The organism is Collinsella sp. AM33-4BH, from assembly GCF_003469205.1.
GTDB lineage: Bacteria > Actinomycetota > Coriobacteriia > Coriobacteriales > Coriobacteriaceae > Collinsella.
Map to the genome: position 1 here is coordinate 21,812 of NZ_QSIN01000002.1, position 15,946 is coordinate 37,757.

Annotated in this window: 18 protein-coding genes; 15 read left to right on the forward strand and 3 right to left on the reverse strand. The window is 59.2% G+C overall.

Going from position 1 to position 15,946, the window contains the following annotated elements:
* The first annotated feature begins 247 nt into the window (after positions 1-247).
* From DW821_RS01585 to DW821_RS01640, 12 genes are all read left to right on the forward strand, one after another.
* Positions 248-1,036 carry a cell division protein FtsQ/DivIB gene (locus tag DW821_RS01585; protein WP_231501570.1) on the forward strand — a complete coding sequence of 263 codons (789 nt, stop codon included), beginning with the start codon at positions 248-250 and terminating at the stop codon, positions 1,034-1,036.
* A gap of 199 nt (positions 1,037-1,235) precedes the next feature.
* Positions 1,236-2,390 (forward strand): cell division protein FtsZ, encoded by a 1,155-nt coding sequence (gene ftsZ / locus DW821_RS01590; RefSeq protein WP_055251674.1) that lies wholly within the window; start codon positions 1,236-1,238, stop codon positions 2,388-2,390.
* A gap of 210 nt (positions 2,391-2,600) precedes the next feature.
* Positions 2,601-3,401, forward strand: a complete 801-nt coding sequence (locus tag DW821_RS01595) for a polyphenol oxidase family protein (protein WP_118065201.1) — start codon at positions 2,601-2,603, stop codon at positions 3,399-3,401.
* Positions 3,398-4,234 (forward strand): phosphate ABC transporter substrate-binding protein, encoded by an 837-nt coding sequence (locus DW821_RS01600; RefSeq protein ID WP_117803367.1) that lies wholly within the window; start codon positions 3,398-3,400, stop codon positions 4,232-4,234. The genes DW821_RS01595 and DW821_RS01600 overlap by 4 nt, the downstream gene beginning before the upstream one ends.
* 1 nt (position 4,235) lies before the next feature.
* Positions 4,236-5,162: a phosphate ABC transporter permease subunit PstC gene (gene pstC, locus DW821_RS01605; protein WP_117564650.1), complete on the forward strand. Its 927-nt coding sequence runs from the start codon at positions 4,236-4,238 to the stop codon at positions 5,160-5,162.
* Positions 5,163-5,165: 3 nt separating this feature from the next.
* The gene (pstA, locus tag DW821_RS01610) at positions 5,166-6,071 is read left to right on the forward strand and encodes a phosphate ABC transporter permease PstA (protein ID WP_006234250.1); all 906 of its coding nucleotides are present in this window, start codon (positions 5,166-5,168) and stop codon (positions 6,069-6,071) included.
* 12 nt (positions 6,072-6,083) lie between these two features.
* Complete coding sequence (gene pstB, locus DW821_RS01615) at positions 6,084-6,887, forward strand: phosphate ABC transporter ATP-binding protein PstB (protein ID WP_118065203.1); 804 nt, start codon at positions 6,084-6,086, stop codon at positions 6,885-6,887.
* A 92-nt stretch (positions 6,888-6,979) separates the two neighbouring features.
* Positions 6,980-7,837, forward strand: coding sequence for a PhoU domain-containing protein (locus tag DW821_RS01620; protein WP_118065205.1), 858 nt, complete (start codon positions 6,980-6,982; stop codon positions 7,835-7,837).
* Between the two features lie 119 nt (positions 7,838-7,956).
* The gene (locus DW821_RS01625; protein WP_089571590.1) at positions 7,957-8,694 is read left to right on the forward strand and encodes a YggS family pyridoxal phosphate-dependent enzyme; all 738 of its coding nucleotides are present in this window, start codon (positions 7,957-7,959) and stop codon (positions 8,692-8,694) included.
* 60 nt (positions 8,695-8,754) lie between these two features.
* Positions 8,755-9,477 (forward strand): cell division protein SepF, encoded by a 723-nt coding sequence (locus DW821_RS01630; protein WP_089571591.1) that lies wholly within the window; start codon positions 8,755-8,757, stop codon positions 9,475-9,477.
* A 57-nt stretch (positions 9,478-9,534) separates the two neighbouring features.
* Positions 9,535-9,780: a YggT family protein gene (locus DW821_RS01635; RefSeq protein WP_227790178.1), complete on the forward strand. Its 246-nt coding sequence runs from the start codon at positions 9,535-9,537 to the stop codon at positions 9,778-9,780.
* A 61-nt stretch (positions 9,781-9,841) separates the two neighbouring features.
* On the forward strand, positions 9,842-10,516 hold the full coding sequence (locus DW821_RS01640; RefSeq protein WP_006234242.1) for a DivIVA domain-containing protein: 675 nt from the start codon (positions 9,842-9,844) through the stop codon (positions 10,514-10,516).
* 166 nt (positions 10,517-10,682) lie between these two features.
* On the opposite strand, the gene DW821_RS01645 is transcribed toward DW821_RS01640, so the two are convergent.
* The 3 genes from DW821_RS01645 to DW821_RS01655 form a co-directional block, all read right to left on the reverse strand.
* Complete coding sequence (locus tag DW821_RS01645; RefSeq protein ID WP_118065206.1) at positions 10,683-11,213, reverse strand: nitroreductase family protein; 531 nt, start codon at positions 11,211-11,213, stop codon at positions 10,683-10,685.
* Positions 11,214-11,496: 283 nt separating this feature from the next.
* Positions 11,497-12,120, reverse strand: coding sequence for a DUF47 domain-containing protein (locus DW821_RS01650; protein WP_055251695.1), 624 nt, complete (start codon positions 12,118-12,120; stop codon positions 11,497-11,499).
* Positions 12,121-12,187: 67 nt separating this feature from the next.
* Positions 12,188-13,237: an inorganic phosphate transporter gene (locus DW821_RS01655; RefSeq protein ID WP_117584218.1), complete on the reverse strand. Its 1,050-nt coding sequence runs from the start codon at positions 13,235-13,237 to the stop codon at positions 12,188-12,190.
* Positions 13,238-13,487: 250 nt separating this feature from the next.
* Between DW821_RS01655 and DW821_RS01660 the strand changes: the two genes are divergently transcribed.
* From DW821_RS01660 to DW821_RS01670, 3 genes are all read left to right on the forward strand, one after another.
* On the forward strand, positions 13,488-13,826 hold the full coding sequence (locus DW821_RS01660; protein WP_118377353.1) for a hypothetical protein: 339 nt from the start codon (positions 13,488-13,490) through the stop codon (positions 13,824-13,826).
* An 80-nt stretch (positions 13,827-13,906) separates the two neighbouring features.
* A complete protein-coding gene (locus DW821_RS01665) occupies positions 13,907-14,602 on the forward strand; it encodes a Bax inhibitor-1 family protein (RefSeq protein ID WP_117757011.1) in 696 nt (231 codons plus the stop codon).
* 140 nt (positions 14,603-14,742) lie between these two features.
* Positions 14,743-15,873 (forward strand): TIGR02452 family protein, encoded by a 1,131-nt coding sequence (locus tag DW821_RS01670; RefSeq protein WP_118065210.1) that lies wholly within the window; start codon positions 14,743-14,745, stop codon positions 15,871-15,873.
* The last annotated feature ends 73 nt before the right edge of the window (positions 15,874-15,946 follow it).

Below are 15,946 nucleotides of genomic sequence, written 5' to 3' on the forward strand. Positions count from 1 at the left end.
GACGTCAAAGCCTGTTATGGGCGCCAAGCCTGCCCGTCCCATGGCAGCTCCCAAGCCCTCGACGGGAACTAAAGCGGCGCGTCCAGGTCGCACGCTGGGCGCATCGAAACCGCGCTCGCTGACATCGGTGCCGGCTACCGCCAAGAAGCCTTCGAGTAAAAAAGGTTTCAACCCGTTATCTTCACTTGGAGCGATGGCAAATAAAACATCAGACGCCGCTTCTGTCGTTACAGGCAAAGGCAAAATCGTGGGCGGCGTTCTGGCCGTCTTGGCCGTGCTCGTCGTCGTTGCCATCGTGGTGATCAACTCTGGACTGTTTACTGCCACTGATATTCAGATTCAAGGCAGCGAGCATGTGACGAAGCACGATGCTATCCAGCTGATCGACTTGCCCGAGGGAACGTCGCTTTTTAACGTCGATCCCGACCAGATTACCGAGGATCTCAAGCAGAACCCGTGGGTTTCGGGCGTGGATGTCCAACGCCAGTTTCCCCATACGCTTATCATCACGCCGACGGAGCGTAAAGTTATCGCCATTGCGTATATCAGCTCCGACGACCTTGCCTGGGCTATCGGAGACGATGACACCTGGATCGCCCCGCTGTCGACGTCGGTCGAAGTGGACGACCAGGGCAACGTCATCACGACAGGGCAGGGCTCAAATACCTTGACCGGAATCGATGCCGCGCTGGCGCTCGCCAAGCATTATGGCGCGGTGTTGTTGACTGATGTCTCGGCGGATGTCGCTCCGGTTTCCGGCCAGGCGGTGAACTCCAAAGCCGTTAAGGCCGGCCTGGATTATGTGCGTGGTTTTTCGAGCGAGTTCTTGGGACAAGTCAAGGATATTTCCACGCCTTCGGTCGAAGCCATCTCGGCAAACCTCAATAACGGCATTGAGGTGTCGCTGGGCGATTCGGACGATATCGCCAAGAAGGAACGCGTAGTCACCAAGTTGCTTTCGCAGGTAGAGGGCGTAACGTATATCAATGTGCGCTCTCCGGGCAACTACACATTTAGGAATGCTCCGACCTCGTAGCGCTGGTTGATGCTTTGTTGAGGGGCCATACCACGCCGTTTATCTGGTTTGTTTGGTTTTCACGGTCAATTATTTGACTGATACGTTCATAATGTGCAAACATAATACAGTTTACCTTTGCATTTACTTTCAACCTGAAGGTTAATGTGCGCAGGGGTCGACCCATGCTATGGCTATAACCTTTGTTCGGAGGACCGACATGCACGAGACAGAGATCAACAACTACCTTGCCGTCATTAAGGTGGTCGGCGTCGGCGGCGGCGGTACCAACGCGGTCAATCGAATGATCGAAGAGGGCATCCGCGGCGTCGAGTTTGTTGCCATCAACACCGATGCTCAGGCACTCGCGATCTCTGATGCCGATATCAAGGTGCACATCGGCACCGACCTTACCCGCGGCCTGGGCGCCGGCGCCAATCCCGAGGTTGGCCGCAAGGCTGCCGATGAGTCCCGCGACGACATCGCCGAGGCGCTCGCTGGCGCCGACATGGTGTTTATCACCTGCGGCGAGGGCGGCGGCACCGGTACCGGCGCTGCTCCCATCGTTGCCGATATCGCGATGAACGAGGTCGGCGCACTGACCGTCGCCGTCGTGACCAAGCCCTTCACCTTCGAGGGCCGCAAGCGTAAGAAGAGCGCCGAGGAGGGCATCAAGACCCTCTCCGATTGCGTCGACACCATGATCGTCATTCCTAACGATAAGCTGCTCGACATCGCCGAGAAGAAGACCACCATGCTCGAGGCCTTCGCGATTGCCGATGGCGTCCTTTCCCAGGGCACCCAGGGCATCACCGACCTCATCACCGTCCCCGGTATCATCAACCTGGACTTCGCCGATGTTAAGACCATCATGAAGCAGGCCGGTACCGCCATGATGGGTATCGGTACCTCTTCTGGGGATACTCGTGCCGTCGACGCTGCCCAGCAGGCCATCTCCAGCCCGCTGCTCGAGAGCTCCATCGATGGTGCCACGCGCGTGCTGCTCTCCATCGCCGGTTCCAAGGACCTGGGCATCCAGGAGATCAGCGACGCCGCCGACGTTGTCGCCAACGCCGTCGACCCCGAGGCCAACATCATCTTCGGTACCGTTGTCGACGAGTCCCTGGGCGATCAGGTGCGTATCACCGTCATCGCTACGGGCTTCTCCGACTCCAACGTCAACCGTCAGGATGAGCTCTTTGCTGCTCAGCAGTCTCAGAGCAAGGCCGCTGCCTCCGCTGAGCCGCAGCGCACCGCTCCGGCTGCCAGCCCGGCTCAGGCCGCTCCGACCCGCAACGTCGGTGGTACCGAGCTGCCCAACTTTGGCAACGACCAGTTCGAGCTTCCCGACTTCCTGAAGCGCGGTAGCTTCTAGTTCGTTTTTCTCAACGACCTGCACGGGGTGTGTCCATTTGGATGCGCCCCGTTTTGTTTCTCGTTTGTAAACGAAAGCCTCCAATCTCCTTACGTTCCCTTTACGTTTGGTCCCTACCGCTGCGGGTATCCTTTTAAGGAAGTATGACAGCCGTATAAACGCGGACTGCGCGGCGACGCCGCGGTACTTGTGTTATTAGGAGGCTTTAGTATGGCAGCACGTGCGGACAGGGTTTCGCGTGTCGACCATGATGGAGTTACGTTGGTGGAGGGCGCGACATCCGATGTCCGCTTTGCCTTTACCGAGCGCACCGGTGGTGTTTCCGAAGATGCGTACTCCTCGCTCAACCTGGGCTCGCATGTAGGCGATGACCCCTTTGCAGTTCAAGAAAATCGTCGTCGAGCGCTCGAAGCTATGGGCGCCACTGAGTGCGAGCATAATCTGCTCGTGCCCAATCAGGTACATGGTGACCATATCGTTACGGTGACTTCGAACGGCGCCGACGATCTTGAGGCTGTTCGCGAGCAGATTGCCGAGGGCTGCGATGCCATCGTCTGTACGGCGTATAACGTGCCCGTGCTGCTCTGCTTTGCCGACTGCGTTCCCGTGGTGCTGGTGGCCCCCGGCGGATTTGCCGTGGTGCACTCCGGTTGGAAGGGCACGATTGCACGTATTTCTGCCAAGGCGTGCCAGGCGCTTTGCGATGCTGCCGGCTGCGATGCGAGCGACGTTTCCGCCTATATCGGGCCCCATATCCTGGGTGACGAGTACGAGGTTTCCCAGGAGCTCATGGATCGCTTTGCCGCCGAGTTCTCTTGCATCGATGCGAGTACCTCTCGCATGCTCGATCTTTCCGCTGCCATTTGCGAGGCGCTGGTAGATGTCGGTGTCGACGCGGATAATATCGTGGATACCCAGCTTTCGACCGTGCGTCAGAACGACCGCTTTTATTCCTACCGTAACGAGGACGGCACCTGTGGGCGCTATGCCGCGATCGGCGTGATGCTATGAGAAAGATCGTATCGGTCCTGAGCGCCGCTGTGCTTACGCTTACGCTGTGCGCCTGTTCTTCGGGATCTTCTACCTCTTCCATTACCGTGGCCGGCTCCACGACCTGCCTTCCTATCGCCGAAATTGCGGCAGAGGGCTTTAAGGAGGAGACCGGCATCGACGTGCTCGTTTCCGGTTTGGGCTCTTCCGCTGGCATCGAAGCCGTCAGCGCTGGCACGGCCGATATCGCCAGCTCCTCCCGTGGACTCAATGCCGACGAACAGGATCTGGGCCTGACTCCCATCGTCATTGCCCACGACGGTATCGCGGTCATCGTGAACGAAGACAACCCCGTCGATAACCTCTCGACCGAGCAGCTCCGCGATATCTATGCCGGCAAGATCACCAACTGGAAAGAAGTCGGTGGCGAGGACCTGAGGATTCAGGTTATCAACCGAGATGAGGCGTCTGGCACGCGTGAAGCCTTCCGCACCATCGTGATGGACGGCACCCCGTTCGATCGCCGCTCCGCCGTTCTTTCGGGCACGGGCCAGGTGCGCGACGTGGTATCTCGTTCGCGCGGGGCTATCGGCTACATTTCGCTGGGCTTCGTCGATAGCCTCAACGCCAAGACCTCGGTCAAGGCCGTCTCGGTCAATCATGTTGAGGCGTCCGAGAAGACGGTCGCGAGCGGCGGCTATCCCATCTCACGCGACCTTTACTTCTTTGTGAAGGGTGCGCCTTCGCAGCAGGCGCAGGATTACATCGACTATGTGACGTCCGAAAAGATGGACAAGCAGATTCGCGAGGCGGGCTTTATCCCCGTCACCAACGACGAGAAGGGGAGTGAGTAGCATGGAAGCACAGGAAAACTCCCAGACCGAGCAGAATGGTCAGGCGCCCAAGAAGCGCGAGCTGGCGCTCGTATCGCGCAGCACCTATATCAAGGAGAAGGCGCTGCAGTGGATCTTCTTTGCCTGCGCGTTCTTGGCGGTTGTTACCGTCATCCTGATTTTTGTCTTTACCACGTACTCGGCGCTGCCCGTCTTTACCGACATCGGTCTGGCGGACTTCTTTAGCTTTACGTGGGCGCCCTCTGAGGGTCACTACGGCATCGTGTCGCTGCTTGCCGGCTCGGGTCTGGTGACCGTCGGTGCGCTCGCCATGGGCGTGCCCCTAGGCGTGGGCACGGCCGTGTATCTGGTCGAGATCGCCAGCAAGCGCGTGCGCAAGCTCATCAGCCCTGCCGTTGACCTGTTGGCCGGCATCCCTTCTATCATCTATGGCTTCTTTGGCATGATCATCATCCGCCCGTTTATCGCACAACTGACCGGCGGTCTTGGTTTTGGCGCGCTGACGGCGTGGTTCGTGCTCGCCATTATGATCGTGCCCACCATCACGACGCTTACCATCGATGCTCTCAATTCCATTCCCATGGGCATTCGCGAGGCATCGTATGCCATGGGCGCCACCAAGTGGCAGACTATCTATAAGGTCGTGTTACCTGCCGCCAAGCTGGGTATCGTGGATGCCATCGTGCTGGGTATGGGCCGTGCCATCGGCGAGACCATGGCCGTGCTCATGGTCGTGGGTAACGCCCCGGTTATTCCCGACAGCATTGCGAGCCCCATCTCGACGCTCACGAGCCAGATTGCGCTCGACATGAGCTATTCCTCGGGTCTGCATCGCTCGGCGCTGTTCGGCATGGGCGTGGTCCTGTTTATCATTTCCGCCACGCTGGTGGGCATCGTCCGCCTGGTTTCCAAGAAGAAGAGGGGGTAGGCTATGTCCGATTCCGTTGACACGACGGTCGATACGACCTCGTCGCGCGAGCGCATCAAGCGTGCCCTTTCCCACGGCAAGAAGGGCCGCATCAACAAGGACCTGTCCAACAAGATCATGCTTGGCGTGTTCCGTGCCGCGGCATACATCACCACGCTGGTGCTGGTCGCTATCATCGCCTACGTGGTCATCAACGGCCTGCCACACATCTCGCTCGACTTTATCTTCGGTTGGCCCCAGGGCGTCAACGCCGAGGGCGGTATTTGGCCCACGATCGTCTCGACCGTCTATGTGACGGCGCTCGCCATGCTTATCTGCACGCCGATCGCTGTGCTGGCAGCCGTCTATCTGGCCGAGTACGCCAAGCAGGGCAAGGTCGTCGAGCTCATTCGCTACGCTGCTGACGCTTTGGCCTCGGTGCCCTCCATCGTTATGGGCCTGTTTGGCTACGCCTTGTTTGTCGAGGCCATGGGCCTGGGCCTTTCGATGGTCTCGGCCGCTCTGGCGCTCGCGCTCTTGATGCTTCCCATCGTCATGCGCACCACCGAAGAGGCCATTCGCGCCGTCCCGCGCTATATCCGTTGGGGCGCGTACGGCCTGGGCGCCACCAAGTGGCAGGTTGTCTCCAAGATTGTGCTTCCTTCTGCCTTTGGCCGTATTGCCACGGGCATCGTCCTCGCCATCGGCCGCGCCATTGGCGAGACCGCGGTGGTGCTCTACACCATGGGCCAGGCCATCAATCTACCTATTTCGCCGCTCGATTCCGGCCGCCCCATGACGGTTCACCTGTACCTGCTTGCCAACGACGGCATCAACATGAACGCAGCCTACGGCACCGCGCTCTTGCTGATGGTGATCATTCTGGCCTTCAACCTGTTTGCGCGCTTCCTGTCGCGCAAGCGTCGCTAGTTAAGGAGTCCCATGTCCGTTTATCAGTCCGCTCCCACGCTGGAGCAAGCGGCCATTACGGCCAAGGATTTCAACTTTTGGTACGGTGACTTTCATGCGCTGACGGGGCTTGACCTCAACATCGCCAAAAACGCCATCACCGCCTTCATTGGCCCTTCGGGCTGCGGCAAGTCGACGTTTTTGCGCTGCATCAACCGCATGAATGATCTGATCGAGGGTACGCGCGTCGAGGGCACCATGACGCTCGACGGCAATGATATCTATGCCGAGGGCGTCGACCCGGTCGACCTCCGTCGTCGCGTGGGCATGATCTTTCAGCAGCCCAACCCGTTTCCCAAATCCATCTACGAGAATGTCGCCTTTGGCCCTCGTCTGCAGGGCGTGACTAGCAAAAGCGACCTCGATGACATCGTGGAAGAATCGCTCAAGCGCGCCAACCTCTGGAAAGAGGTATCCAATCAGCTCAACAAGGATGGTTTGGCGCTCTCGGGCGGTCAGCAGCAGCGTCTGTGCATCGCGCGCGTGCTTGCGGTGCAACCCGATGTCCTCCTGATGGACGAGCCCTGCTCCGCCATCGATCCCACATCCGTCTCTAAGGTCGAGGATCTGATGGCCGAGCTGGCGCCCGAGATGACGATCATCATCGTCACGCATTCAATGCAGCAGGCAGCTCGTATCAGCGACTGCACCGCATTCTTCTTGCAGGAAGTTGCCGGCGAGCCCGCCACGCTCATCGAGTATGGTCAAACCGACGCAATCTTCACCAGCCCGGTGGACTCGCGGACGGAAGACTATATCACCGGCCGCTTTGGCTAATCGGTGCGACTAGTCCCAAGCCGATCGGACCTGGTCCGGTGCGTATTCACTGTGCGGGCGGCATGACCGCACCCAACTGATTGGAGTGAACCATGCGCAAACTGTTTTCCCGTCAGCTCATCGAGGCCCGTCACGAGATGCTGAGCATCTACGAGGCCGTCGATCTGGCCCTCCACGATGCCGTGAAGGCCTATGTGACCGACGACCGCAAGCTCGCCACCAAGACCAAGAAGCGCACGCTTTCGATTGACGCACGCTGCGCCAACCTGGAGGCCGTCTGCTACAACCTGATCGCCACGCAGTCACCGGTCGCCTCCGACTTCCGCCTGCTTCAGACGATCATCTACGTCGACTTTAACCTGCAGCGCATGACCGATAAAGTCCGTCAGATCTGCCGTGCCACGCGTCATATGATCAAGGCCGACATCTCGCTGCCCAAGGAGCTTGTCGGCACGGTCGAGGCCGAGGCTGAGGCCGTCTACCAGGTGCTGGGCTCTTCGCTTTCTGCGCTCGTCACCAATGACATGTCCATCATCTGCAACCTGGCCGTCGAGGACGAGCCAGTGCACGCCGCCTACGAGAAGTTCTTTCGCACCTTTAACCGTATGGATACGGGCGACTTTATGGACGACGACAGCAACTATGACGACCTGCGCCGCGCCATCATGGTTTCGCGCTACCTCGATCGCATTGCTTCGATTTCCATCGATGCCGCTTGCCGTCTGACTTTCCTGTTGACTGGTCAGCGTATGAACGCCGGCGATATCGCCCGTGTGGACGAGGATGAGCTCGAGAGCATGCGCGTGCCTTCGGGCGAGGGTGTTATCATGAGGCCCGCCGTCGACGCGCGCTACGTTGCCAAGGTGCCCGCCAACGAGGTCAGCGAGGGTCTTCGCTACCTGCTCGATCATCTTGAGGACGAGGACGATGGCGAGGACGACGAGGAGTAAGTAGCCCCGTTCGTCGAAAGATTGTAAATACCTAAGTGAGCGCGGCCTTGCACATGCGGGGCCGCGCTCTTGCGTTAGCATGGGACTACTTGTTTGGCTGTCAGCGGAGGCGATTGGCAATGGATAACTATTTGGATTTGATGCGCGCTCGCCGCGAGCAGATTCTGGAACGTTTTTATGCGGCGCTCGATCGCGCGGGCCGCCCCCACGACGCCGCGCGCCTCATTGCCGTGTCCAAGACCGTTGGTGTCGATGAGACTGTTGCTGCCATCCAGGCGGGGTATCGCCATTTTGCCGAGAACCGCCCGCAGGAGCTGGTTCGCAAGCTCACGGGTCTGGCGGAGCATCCGGAGCTGCCCGAGGTGCGCTTCGATATGATCGGCAACCTGCAGACCAATAAGATCAATGCGGTGCTGGGCTCAGCCGAGCTGATTCACTCGGTGGGTTCGCTGCATCTGGCACAGGCGATCTCGAGCCGTGCTGTCCGCAAGATTGAGGCAGGCGAGCTCGCCGGCCCCCAGCGTGTGCTCATCGAGGTCAATGTGAGTGGTGAGGAGTCGAAGGGAGGCTTTTCGCCCGATGAGATTCGCGCCGCCGCGGGTGAGCTTGCGGAACTTGAGGGAATTTGCGTACAGGGGCTTATGACTATGGCGCCCCGGGGGAATAAGGATGTGGCACGCCGCACCTTTGCGGGGCTTCGTGAGCTGAGGGATGAGCTGGAGGCTGCGCATCCCGATTTGAACCTGCCTGAGCTTTCCTGCGGCATGAGCGAGGACTTTGAGCCTGCCCTTGAGGAGGGCTCTACGCTCGTTCGCCTGGGCAGGGTAGTATTTAGCCCGGAGTTTGCAGTAAAATAAGGCTCTGAAGTGCGCACTGATTATCGGGGCGCCTGCACTAAACCGCGAGAGGACACAACCATGGGCTTCCTTGACGAGATTAAAAATAAGATGCACCTGGGCGGCCAGCAGGGTTACGACCAGGGTTATGGCCAGGACGACGACTACGGCTACGATGACGGCTATGACGATAGTTATCAGGGCAACGGCTACGGCGGTGCTTCGGGCGAGGGCTTCTACACCCAAGACGAGCCGAGCAACGGCCTGCTTGGTCAGACGCGCCGCGGTGAAGCTGAGTCGGTTGCCGTGTATACGCGCTCCGGTCAGCTGGTCGGCGATGACTCCCGCCATGCCACGACGTATAACCCGCCTTCGCGCTCGCAGGACAGTGTTGCGAGCGGTTATCGTCCTGGTGCCTATGACACGCCGTCGAGCTACGCCGAGAACACCCGCGCCCGTGCCGCCGCTGCGCCCGCGCCTGCACCGAGTGATGCCTCGGCCTATGCGAGCAATATCATCAACGCCACGCCGCAGCTGCCGGCCTATGTCCTGCGCCCCGAGAGCTATGACGACGTGGAGACCGTGGTGCGCCGCGTTCGCACCAAGCAGCCTGTCGCACTGATTTTTGTGGGCGTACGCACCGAAGTTGCTAAGCGCGTCTTGGACTTCTCTTACGGCTTTGCCTGCGGTCTGGGTGCCACGGTCAAGGAGGTGGGCGACCGCGTGTTCATGGTGCTGCCCGCCGGTTGCGAGGTCAAAGATTCCGATCTCAAGAAGCTTCGTGCGGACGGCTACCTTAAGTAAAGACAAGACGAGGAGATTCCCATCAACATCTACACTATCGTCCAGCTGGTCAACACGCTGTTCAACTTCTATTCCACGCTTATTGTCGTCTACTGCTTTATGACGTGGATTCCCATGAAGCAGGGTGGTTTGCTTCAGGATATTGCTGCGGTGCTCGATAGCGTGTGCGGTCCGTGGCTCAACCTGTTCCGTCGTTTCATCCCGCCGATGGGCGGTATCGATTTTTCGCCGGTCGTTGCGATTATTGCGTTGCAGTTGGTGCAGAGGCTGGTTCTGCAGCTTCTTATAGGTATACTCGTATAGAACTGACTTAGTAACTTACGTCGGGCGTGTAGCGCCGAGGCGATGAAAAAGGAGACTTGTTATGGCTATTACCCCTGCAGACATCCAGGCTCAGACTTTCTCTGAGGCCAAGCGTGGCTACGATCCTGCTGAGGTCGACGTCTTCTTGGAGACGCTGTCCTCCGAGGTTGACGCTATGCTCGCTAAGATCGTCGACCTTAAGGGTCGTCTGACTGCTACCGAGCAGCAGCTTGCCGATGCACAGGCTCAGCTTGCCCAGGCTCAGGATGCCACCGCCCAGGCCGTTCCTGCCGCCCCTGTGGCTGCTCCCGCCCCTGACTTCTCCGCTCAGGAGCGCCAGATTTCCGCTGCCCTGATCGCTGCCCAGCAGACCGCTGAGACCATCGTCAACGATGCCAACGAGAACGCTGAGCGTATCCGCAACGAGGCTGACGCTAAGGCCCGCGAGGTTATCCGCCAGGCTCTGACCGAAAAGCAGGCCGAGCTCGAGGAAATCGATCGTCTCAAGGCTTCCCGTGAGGAGTTCAAGGCAGAGTATCTCAAGCTCATCCAGCACTTCATGGACGATGCCCAGAACTCCTTCCCGGCCGACCTCATGGCCTCCACGCCGGTCGGTTCTGCCGCTTCTCCTGCAGTGACTGTTCCCGCCGAGCCGCTGCCCGTCGCTGACCCGGTTGTCCCCGTGGCCGATCCCTTTGCCCCGATCGACAACTTTGCTGCCGACGACCTGGACTAACATTCGGCCTACAATTTAGTGCCTAGAAAGGACCCGCAGCTTGCGGGTCCTTTTTTATGACTGTGCCGGGGTGCGTAACATAAAAAAACCGAGCCCTGCACATAGTGGCGCAGAACTCGGCGAACGGGTGAGCGGTCAAGGGTAGATTTTAAGGTATGTCCAAAAACTACTTGAGGAGGAAGTTGGAGAGGGGAATAGTGCGGGCCTCGCGATGCTCGGGATCGGCGATGTGGTCGGCGGGATAGCCACAGACGAGCATGTGATAGGGATAGACGCCCTTGGGCAGATTGAACTGCTCCTGTGCCACCTCAGGCTTAAAATGGCATACCCAGCACGTTCCTAGGCCCTGCTCGGTGGCCTCCATCATCATCTGATCACACACGATGGACGTATCGATTTCACTGGAATTCATCTGGTCATACGGGCGTACCCAAGCATCATCGGTAACGCAGCAAATAAGGAAGATGAGCGGAGCGCCAAAGATAGACCCATCACGAGCAAACCGAGGCTGACAAGCAGCAGCCTTCTCCAACAGCTCAGGCGTATCCAGCACCATCACACGGGCTGGATGATTATTACAAGCAGAAGGAGCAATACGCCCAGCCTCAACAATGGCATCCACCACAGCCTGCTCAACAGAACGGTCCTCAAAAGAACGACAAGAATACCGACCACGAGCCAGATCCAAATAAGACATACAAGCCCTCCTAAAATTAAAAATCGAACAAACCAAAAGTAACCCAAAGAGTACCCAAAGCAGCAATCAGCCAAACGCTCATCAAGGGCCAAAGTGTCCGAACGGGTACCATAGGTCCCTTCAGCCAAACCCCCATCGCGCTACAACTATCAGCCAAAGTTCCCAATGGTGGTACGTAAGGCGAAGGGCCGGCCACGGTTTACTTTCGAACGACTCTGCAAAGCAGCCGGAGTGAGAAAGCAAACCGTGGCCGGCCCTTCGCCGCCGGGACACGTACCCCCAATTAACTGTTCTTCATGACAATCGAATCCACGACATCGGCCACATTCTCGCAGCAGTCGGCGCAGTACTCCAGGAAGGCGTACACGTCACGCCAAGCGATGACCTCGAGCGGGTCCTTGCCGTTAACGTGCAGGTTACGCATGGCGTTGATATAGAGCTCGTCGGCCTCGGACTCGATGGTGTTGATCTGGATGACGAGCTCGCGCAGCGTCTTGGACTTGCGGTAGTTAGGCAGCTCGACCATCAGGTCCTTCATGGCGCGGCAGGCGTCGGTCACCTTGTGGGCGATGACGATGGCGTCGGGATGGATGCTCTGGATGTTGGTGAAGTAGACGCGCTGCACGACGCCCTCGATACGGTCGAGCACGGTGTCGAGCGAGCAGCTCATCAGATCCAGGTCCTCGCGCTCAAGCGGGGTGATAAAGGCCGTGAGCAGGGCGTCCTCAAGCTCATGGTGCTTCTTGTCGGCCGCATGCTCGATCGCGTGCATCTTGTCGAGCATATCGTGAATCTTCGCGGGATCGAAGTTCTCGAAAATCTTGGTAAGCAGCTCGGCGGCCTGGACGGCAAGATCGGCGCAGGCGACGTAGTTGTCAAAGTAGAACGAATCGGGTTTCTTTGCCATGAGTGGGTCCTTTCGAGGCGAAGACGGGTGGGCGAAGTTTTGCGGTCCGGATGGACGCTCGGTGTGGCTAGAGGAACATCATGAACAGCTTGGCCATGACAAAGCTGATGAGTCCGCAGGCGGGGAAGGTGAAGAACCAGGTGAACATCATGTCCTTGACGACGCCGAAGTTGATGGCCGAGAGGCGTTTGACGGCACCGACGCCCATGATGGCGCAGGTCTTGATGTGCGTGGAGGACACGGGGATGCCGGTAAGGGTGGCAAGCAGCAGGTTCGCGGCGCCCGCCAGGTCGGCGGAGAAGCCCTGGTACTTTTCGAGCTTGACCATGCTCTGGCCAACGGACTTGATGATGCGCTCGCCGCCCACGCTGGTGCCGATGCCCATGGTGGCCGAGCATAGCAGCATAATCCAGATGGGGATGCCGGCATCGCCGACGCTCGTCTGGCCGCTGGCAAAGGCCACGCCTAAAAAGAGCACGCCGATGAACTTCTGTCCATCCTGCGCGCCGTGCATAAAGCTCATGGCCGCAGCGCTCGCGATCTGAGCGTATTTAAAGAAGACATTGGCACGTCGCCTGTTGGCGGCGGCGAAAAGAATCGAGACGAGCTTGCACAGGACCCAGCCCATGACAAAGCCCAGGCCGATGGAGAGCGCCAGGCCGTAGATGACCTTCATCCACTCGTGGACGTTGACGCTGCTCGCACCGCCGAGGGCGATGGCGGCACCGGTCAGGCCGGCGATAAGGCTGTGGCTTTGCGAGGTGGGGATGCCAAAACGCGACGCTGTGGCGCCGTAGACGACGATGGAGAACAGCGCCGCGCACAGGCAGGCGAGCGCCATGGTACTGTTTCCGCCAAAGTCGACAATATGGGAGATGGTGTTGGCGACGCTCGCGTTAAAGTGCGTCATGATGAGCACGCCGAGGAAGTTGAATGCGGCACTCATGAGAATGGCGGCGCGGGCGGGCATGCAACGCGTAGTGACGCAGGTCGCGATGGCGTTGGGTGCGTCGGTCCATCCATTGACGAAGATGGCGCCGAGCGCGAGGATCACGGTGACGGCAAGGACTGGGTTCGACACAAGTTGGCCGAGGAAGGTTGAGAACGTTACGTCCATATATGGGCTTTCTCGAAGTTTGCAGGCACGTTACAGAAACATGATAAATCGTATCACCTCCTGCGGGTTTCTTTACCGAGTTCTGATGGGAGCAGTGAATTTTTTGGCACTAAAATTGAATATTATCCCTGTTGACCGCGGGTGTTCTTTTTGCTAACACGCCATGCGGACACATGCGATCGCTCCGGCACCCCAAAACCACAGCCTGTTCGCTTTACAACATGCAAACATGCGTTCGATAATAGGAGGCATGGAATATCGACAGACAGACGGCAAAACTCGGCGCGTGCACAAGCAGTATGTGGACGTCGTGGCTCGCATTCTCGCGGGCGGACAGGTTGTGCCGGTTACCGTCTGCTGGGTTGACGGTCGCTGCTTTACGATTGACGAGATTGTCTCGTCCACCGGTTTTGGCCTGACGGTTCACGGCATTCGTACGGCGACTTATAAGGTTCGTTTTGGCGGACATGCGACCGAACTGTATCTGGAAGAACAGGCACGCGAGCGACCGGATGGCTCGCAGACTCATCTGATGCGTTGGTGGGTGTGGGCGTTCGACCGAACACTCGAGAGCGAGCGCCGCAGGTAAGAACGCGTGGCGTTCGGGTACAATGGCAGGAAACTTGTCAGCTACGGCGCCGTCGCGGTGCTTTTTGAAAGGACGAAATTATGAACGATATCCAGGGCTATCAGAATGGCCCCATCGAGACCGGCGCAAGCCGTGCCAAGGAGATGTCGCCGCGCGCGTACAACCTTGTCATGTCTGCTCTGATCTTTTTGGGCTTTTGCGCCATGGGCGCCGGTGCTTACTTTACGAGCACCATGTCGTTTGCGCGCATGATGATGAGCGGCGCCGCTTTGCCGCTGGTCTTTGGCTCATTTATTTTGACCATCGTCGGCATGGTCATGATGTCGGCTGCTGCCAGCAAACAGTCCGTGGGCCTGTCACTCGTGGGCTACGTGGTCTTTGCGAGCACCTTTGGCCTGACGGCGTCGTTTGGTCTTGCCAACTACGACCTGCCTACCATTAACACCGCCTTTATCGCCACGGCCGCCATTACCTTTGTCTTTGGTGCGCTGGGCGTGACCTTCCCCAAGTTCTTCCAGCGTGTGTATGGCATTGGTTTTGGCATCCTGCTTGCCACGATTCTGGTCGAGATCGTGCTGATGTTCATGGGCGTTTCGCAGTCCATCACCGACCTGATCGTGATCGTGGTGTTCGCCGGCTTCATCGGCTACGACACCTATGTGGCAACGACGGTGCCGCCCACGCTGCCCAACGCCGTGCTCATGGCATCCAACCTGTTCGTGGACATCATCAACGTGTTCCTGCGCATTCTGAACATCCTCGGCCGTCGCGATTAAAGCGCGGCATTGCGATGCTTCCTGCCGGACACGGTAAAACGATGCGAAAGGCGGTCCTTCGGGGCCGTCTTTTTTGTGCGCGGCGGGGTATCATGGATGGGAAAAGCCGATAGCGGCAGCGACAGGAAAGGTGACCACGTATGGCAGACGTCGACAACAGGAACCGTAACCGCAGGTCCAACCGAGCGGGTCAGCCCAATCCCAAGCGCGAGGCTCGTGCCAAGGCCGCCGAGCGCCATGTGATGACTGTGTCCGAGGCCTGCGCCAAGGATATCGAGCGTTCGCTTGCTGGTGCTCGCGAGTTTGACGGCATGCCTGCCGGCTTTGTCGCGGCGATGAAGGCCAAGGCCCAAGCGGCTGCGGCTGCCGAGGAGCCGGTTGCCGAGGAGTCTGAGTCCGCCGAGGTCGAGGCCGCTGAGGTTGCGTCCGTCGAGACCGAGGTCACGGACGAGTCTGCGCCTGCCGAGGAACCCGCAGAGACCGAGTCCGCGCCTGCCGAGGAGCCCGCTCCGACCCTGCCCGAGGTCACCGTGCTTGATGCCTCCGCCACGCAGGCCATTCTGGACAACGGCCGTGGCTATGCGCAGTTCTGCGACATGGCAGTGCTCGCCTTTGCCTCGTTTACCAATCCGGGCGGTGGATATATTCAGGGTTATCTGGGCCAGGAGGCCACGCTGTGCGCCGATTCGTATCTGTACAACGTTCTCGATAAGCAGCGTAAGTGGTACGGCGAGAACCGTCGCCGCAACATCAACTGCGAGCTCTATCGTAACCGCGCCCTGGTGGTGCCTGCGGTGCGCTTCGACCGCAACCACGTGCATGCATACGCCGACGTGATCGTGGCCGCCGCGCCCAACGTTAGGCGCGCCCGCCAGGAGTATCGCGTGAGCGACGATGCTCTGCTGGATGCCCTGCGCGACCGCATTCGCTTTGTGCTCGCCATCTGCGATGAGCTTGGTCGCGAGAAGCTCGTGCTGGGTGCTTGGGGCTGCGACAACAACGGCTTTGATGCCGAGGCCGTGGCCGAGCTCTTCCGCAAGGAGCTCGCGTCGGGCGACTTCAAGGTCAAGCAGGTCTTCTTTGCCGTGCCCTCTACGCGCTGGGACGAGGACTTCGCCAAGTTCGAGCACGTGCTGGCAAACTTCCCCGAGCGCAACGAGGAGTCCTATGCTCAGGTTGCCGCCCGCACCGCAGCCGCCCGTGCCGCCGAGCAGGCTCAGGCCGCTGCCGAGGATGACGAGGATGACGACGACTGGCGCAAGTACCTGTAAACGGTGCGCGTGATGCGATATACCGAGCCGACGGGGGCTGCTCCCGTCGGCTTTTTATTGAGTGGGGAGCTTA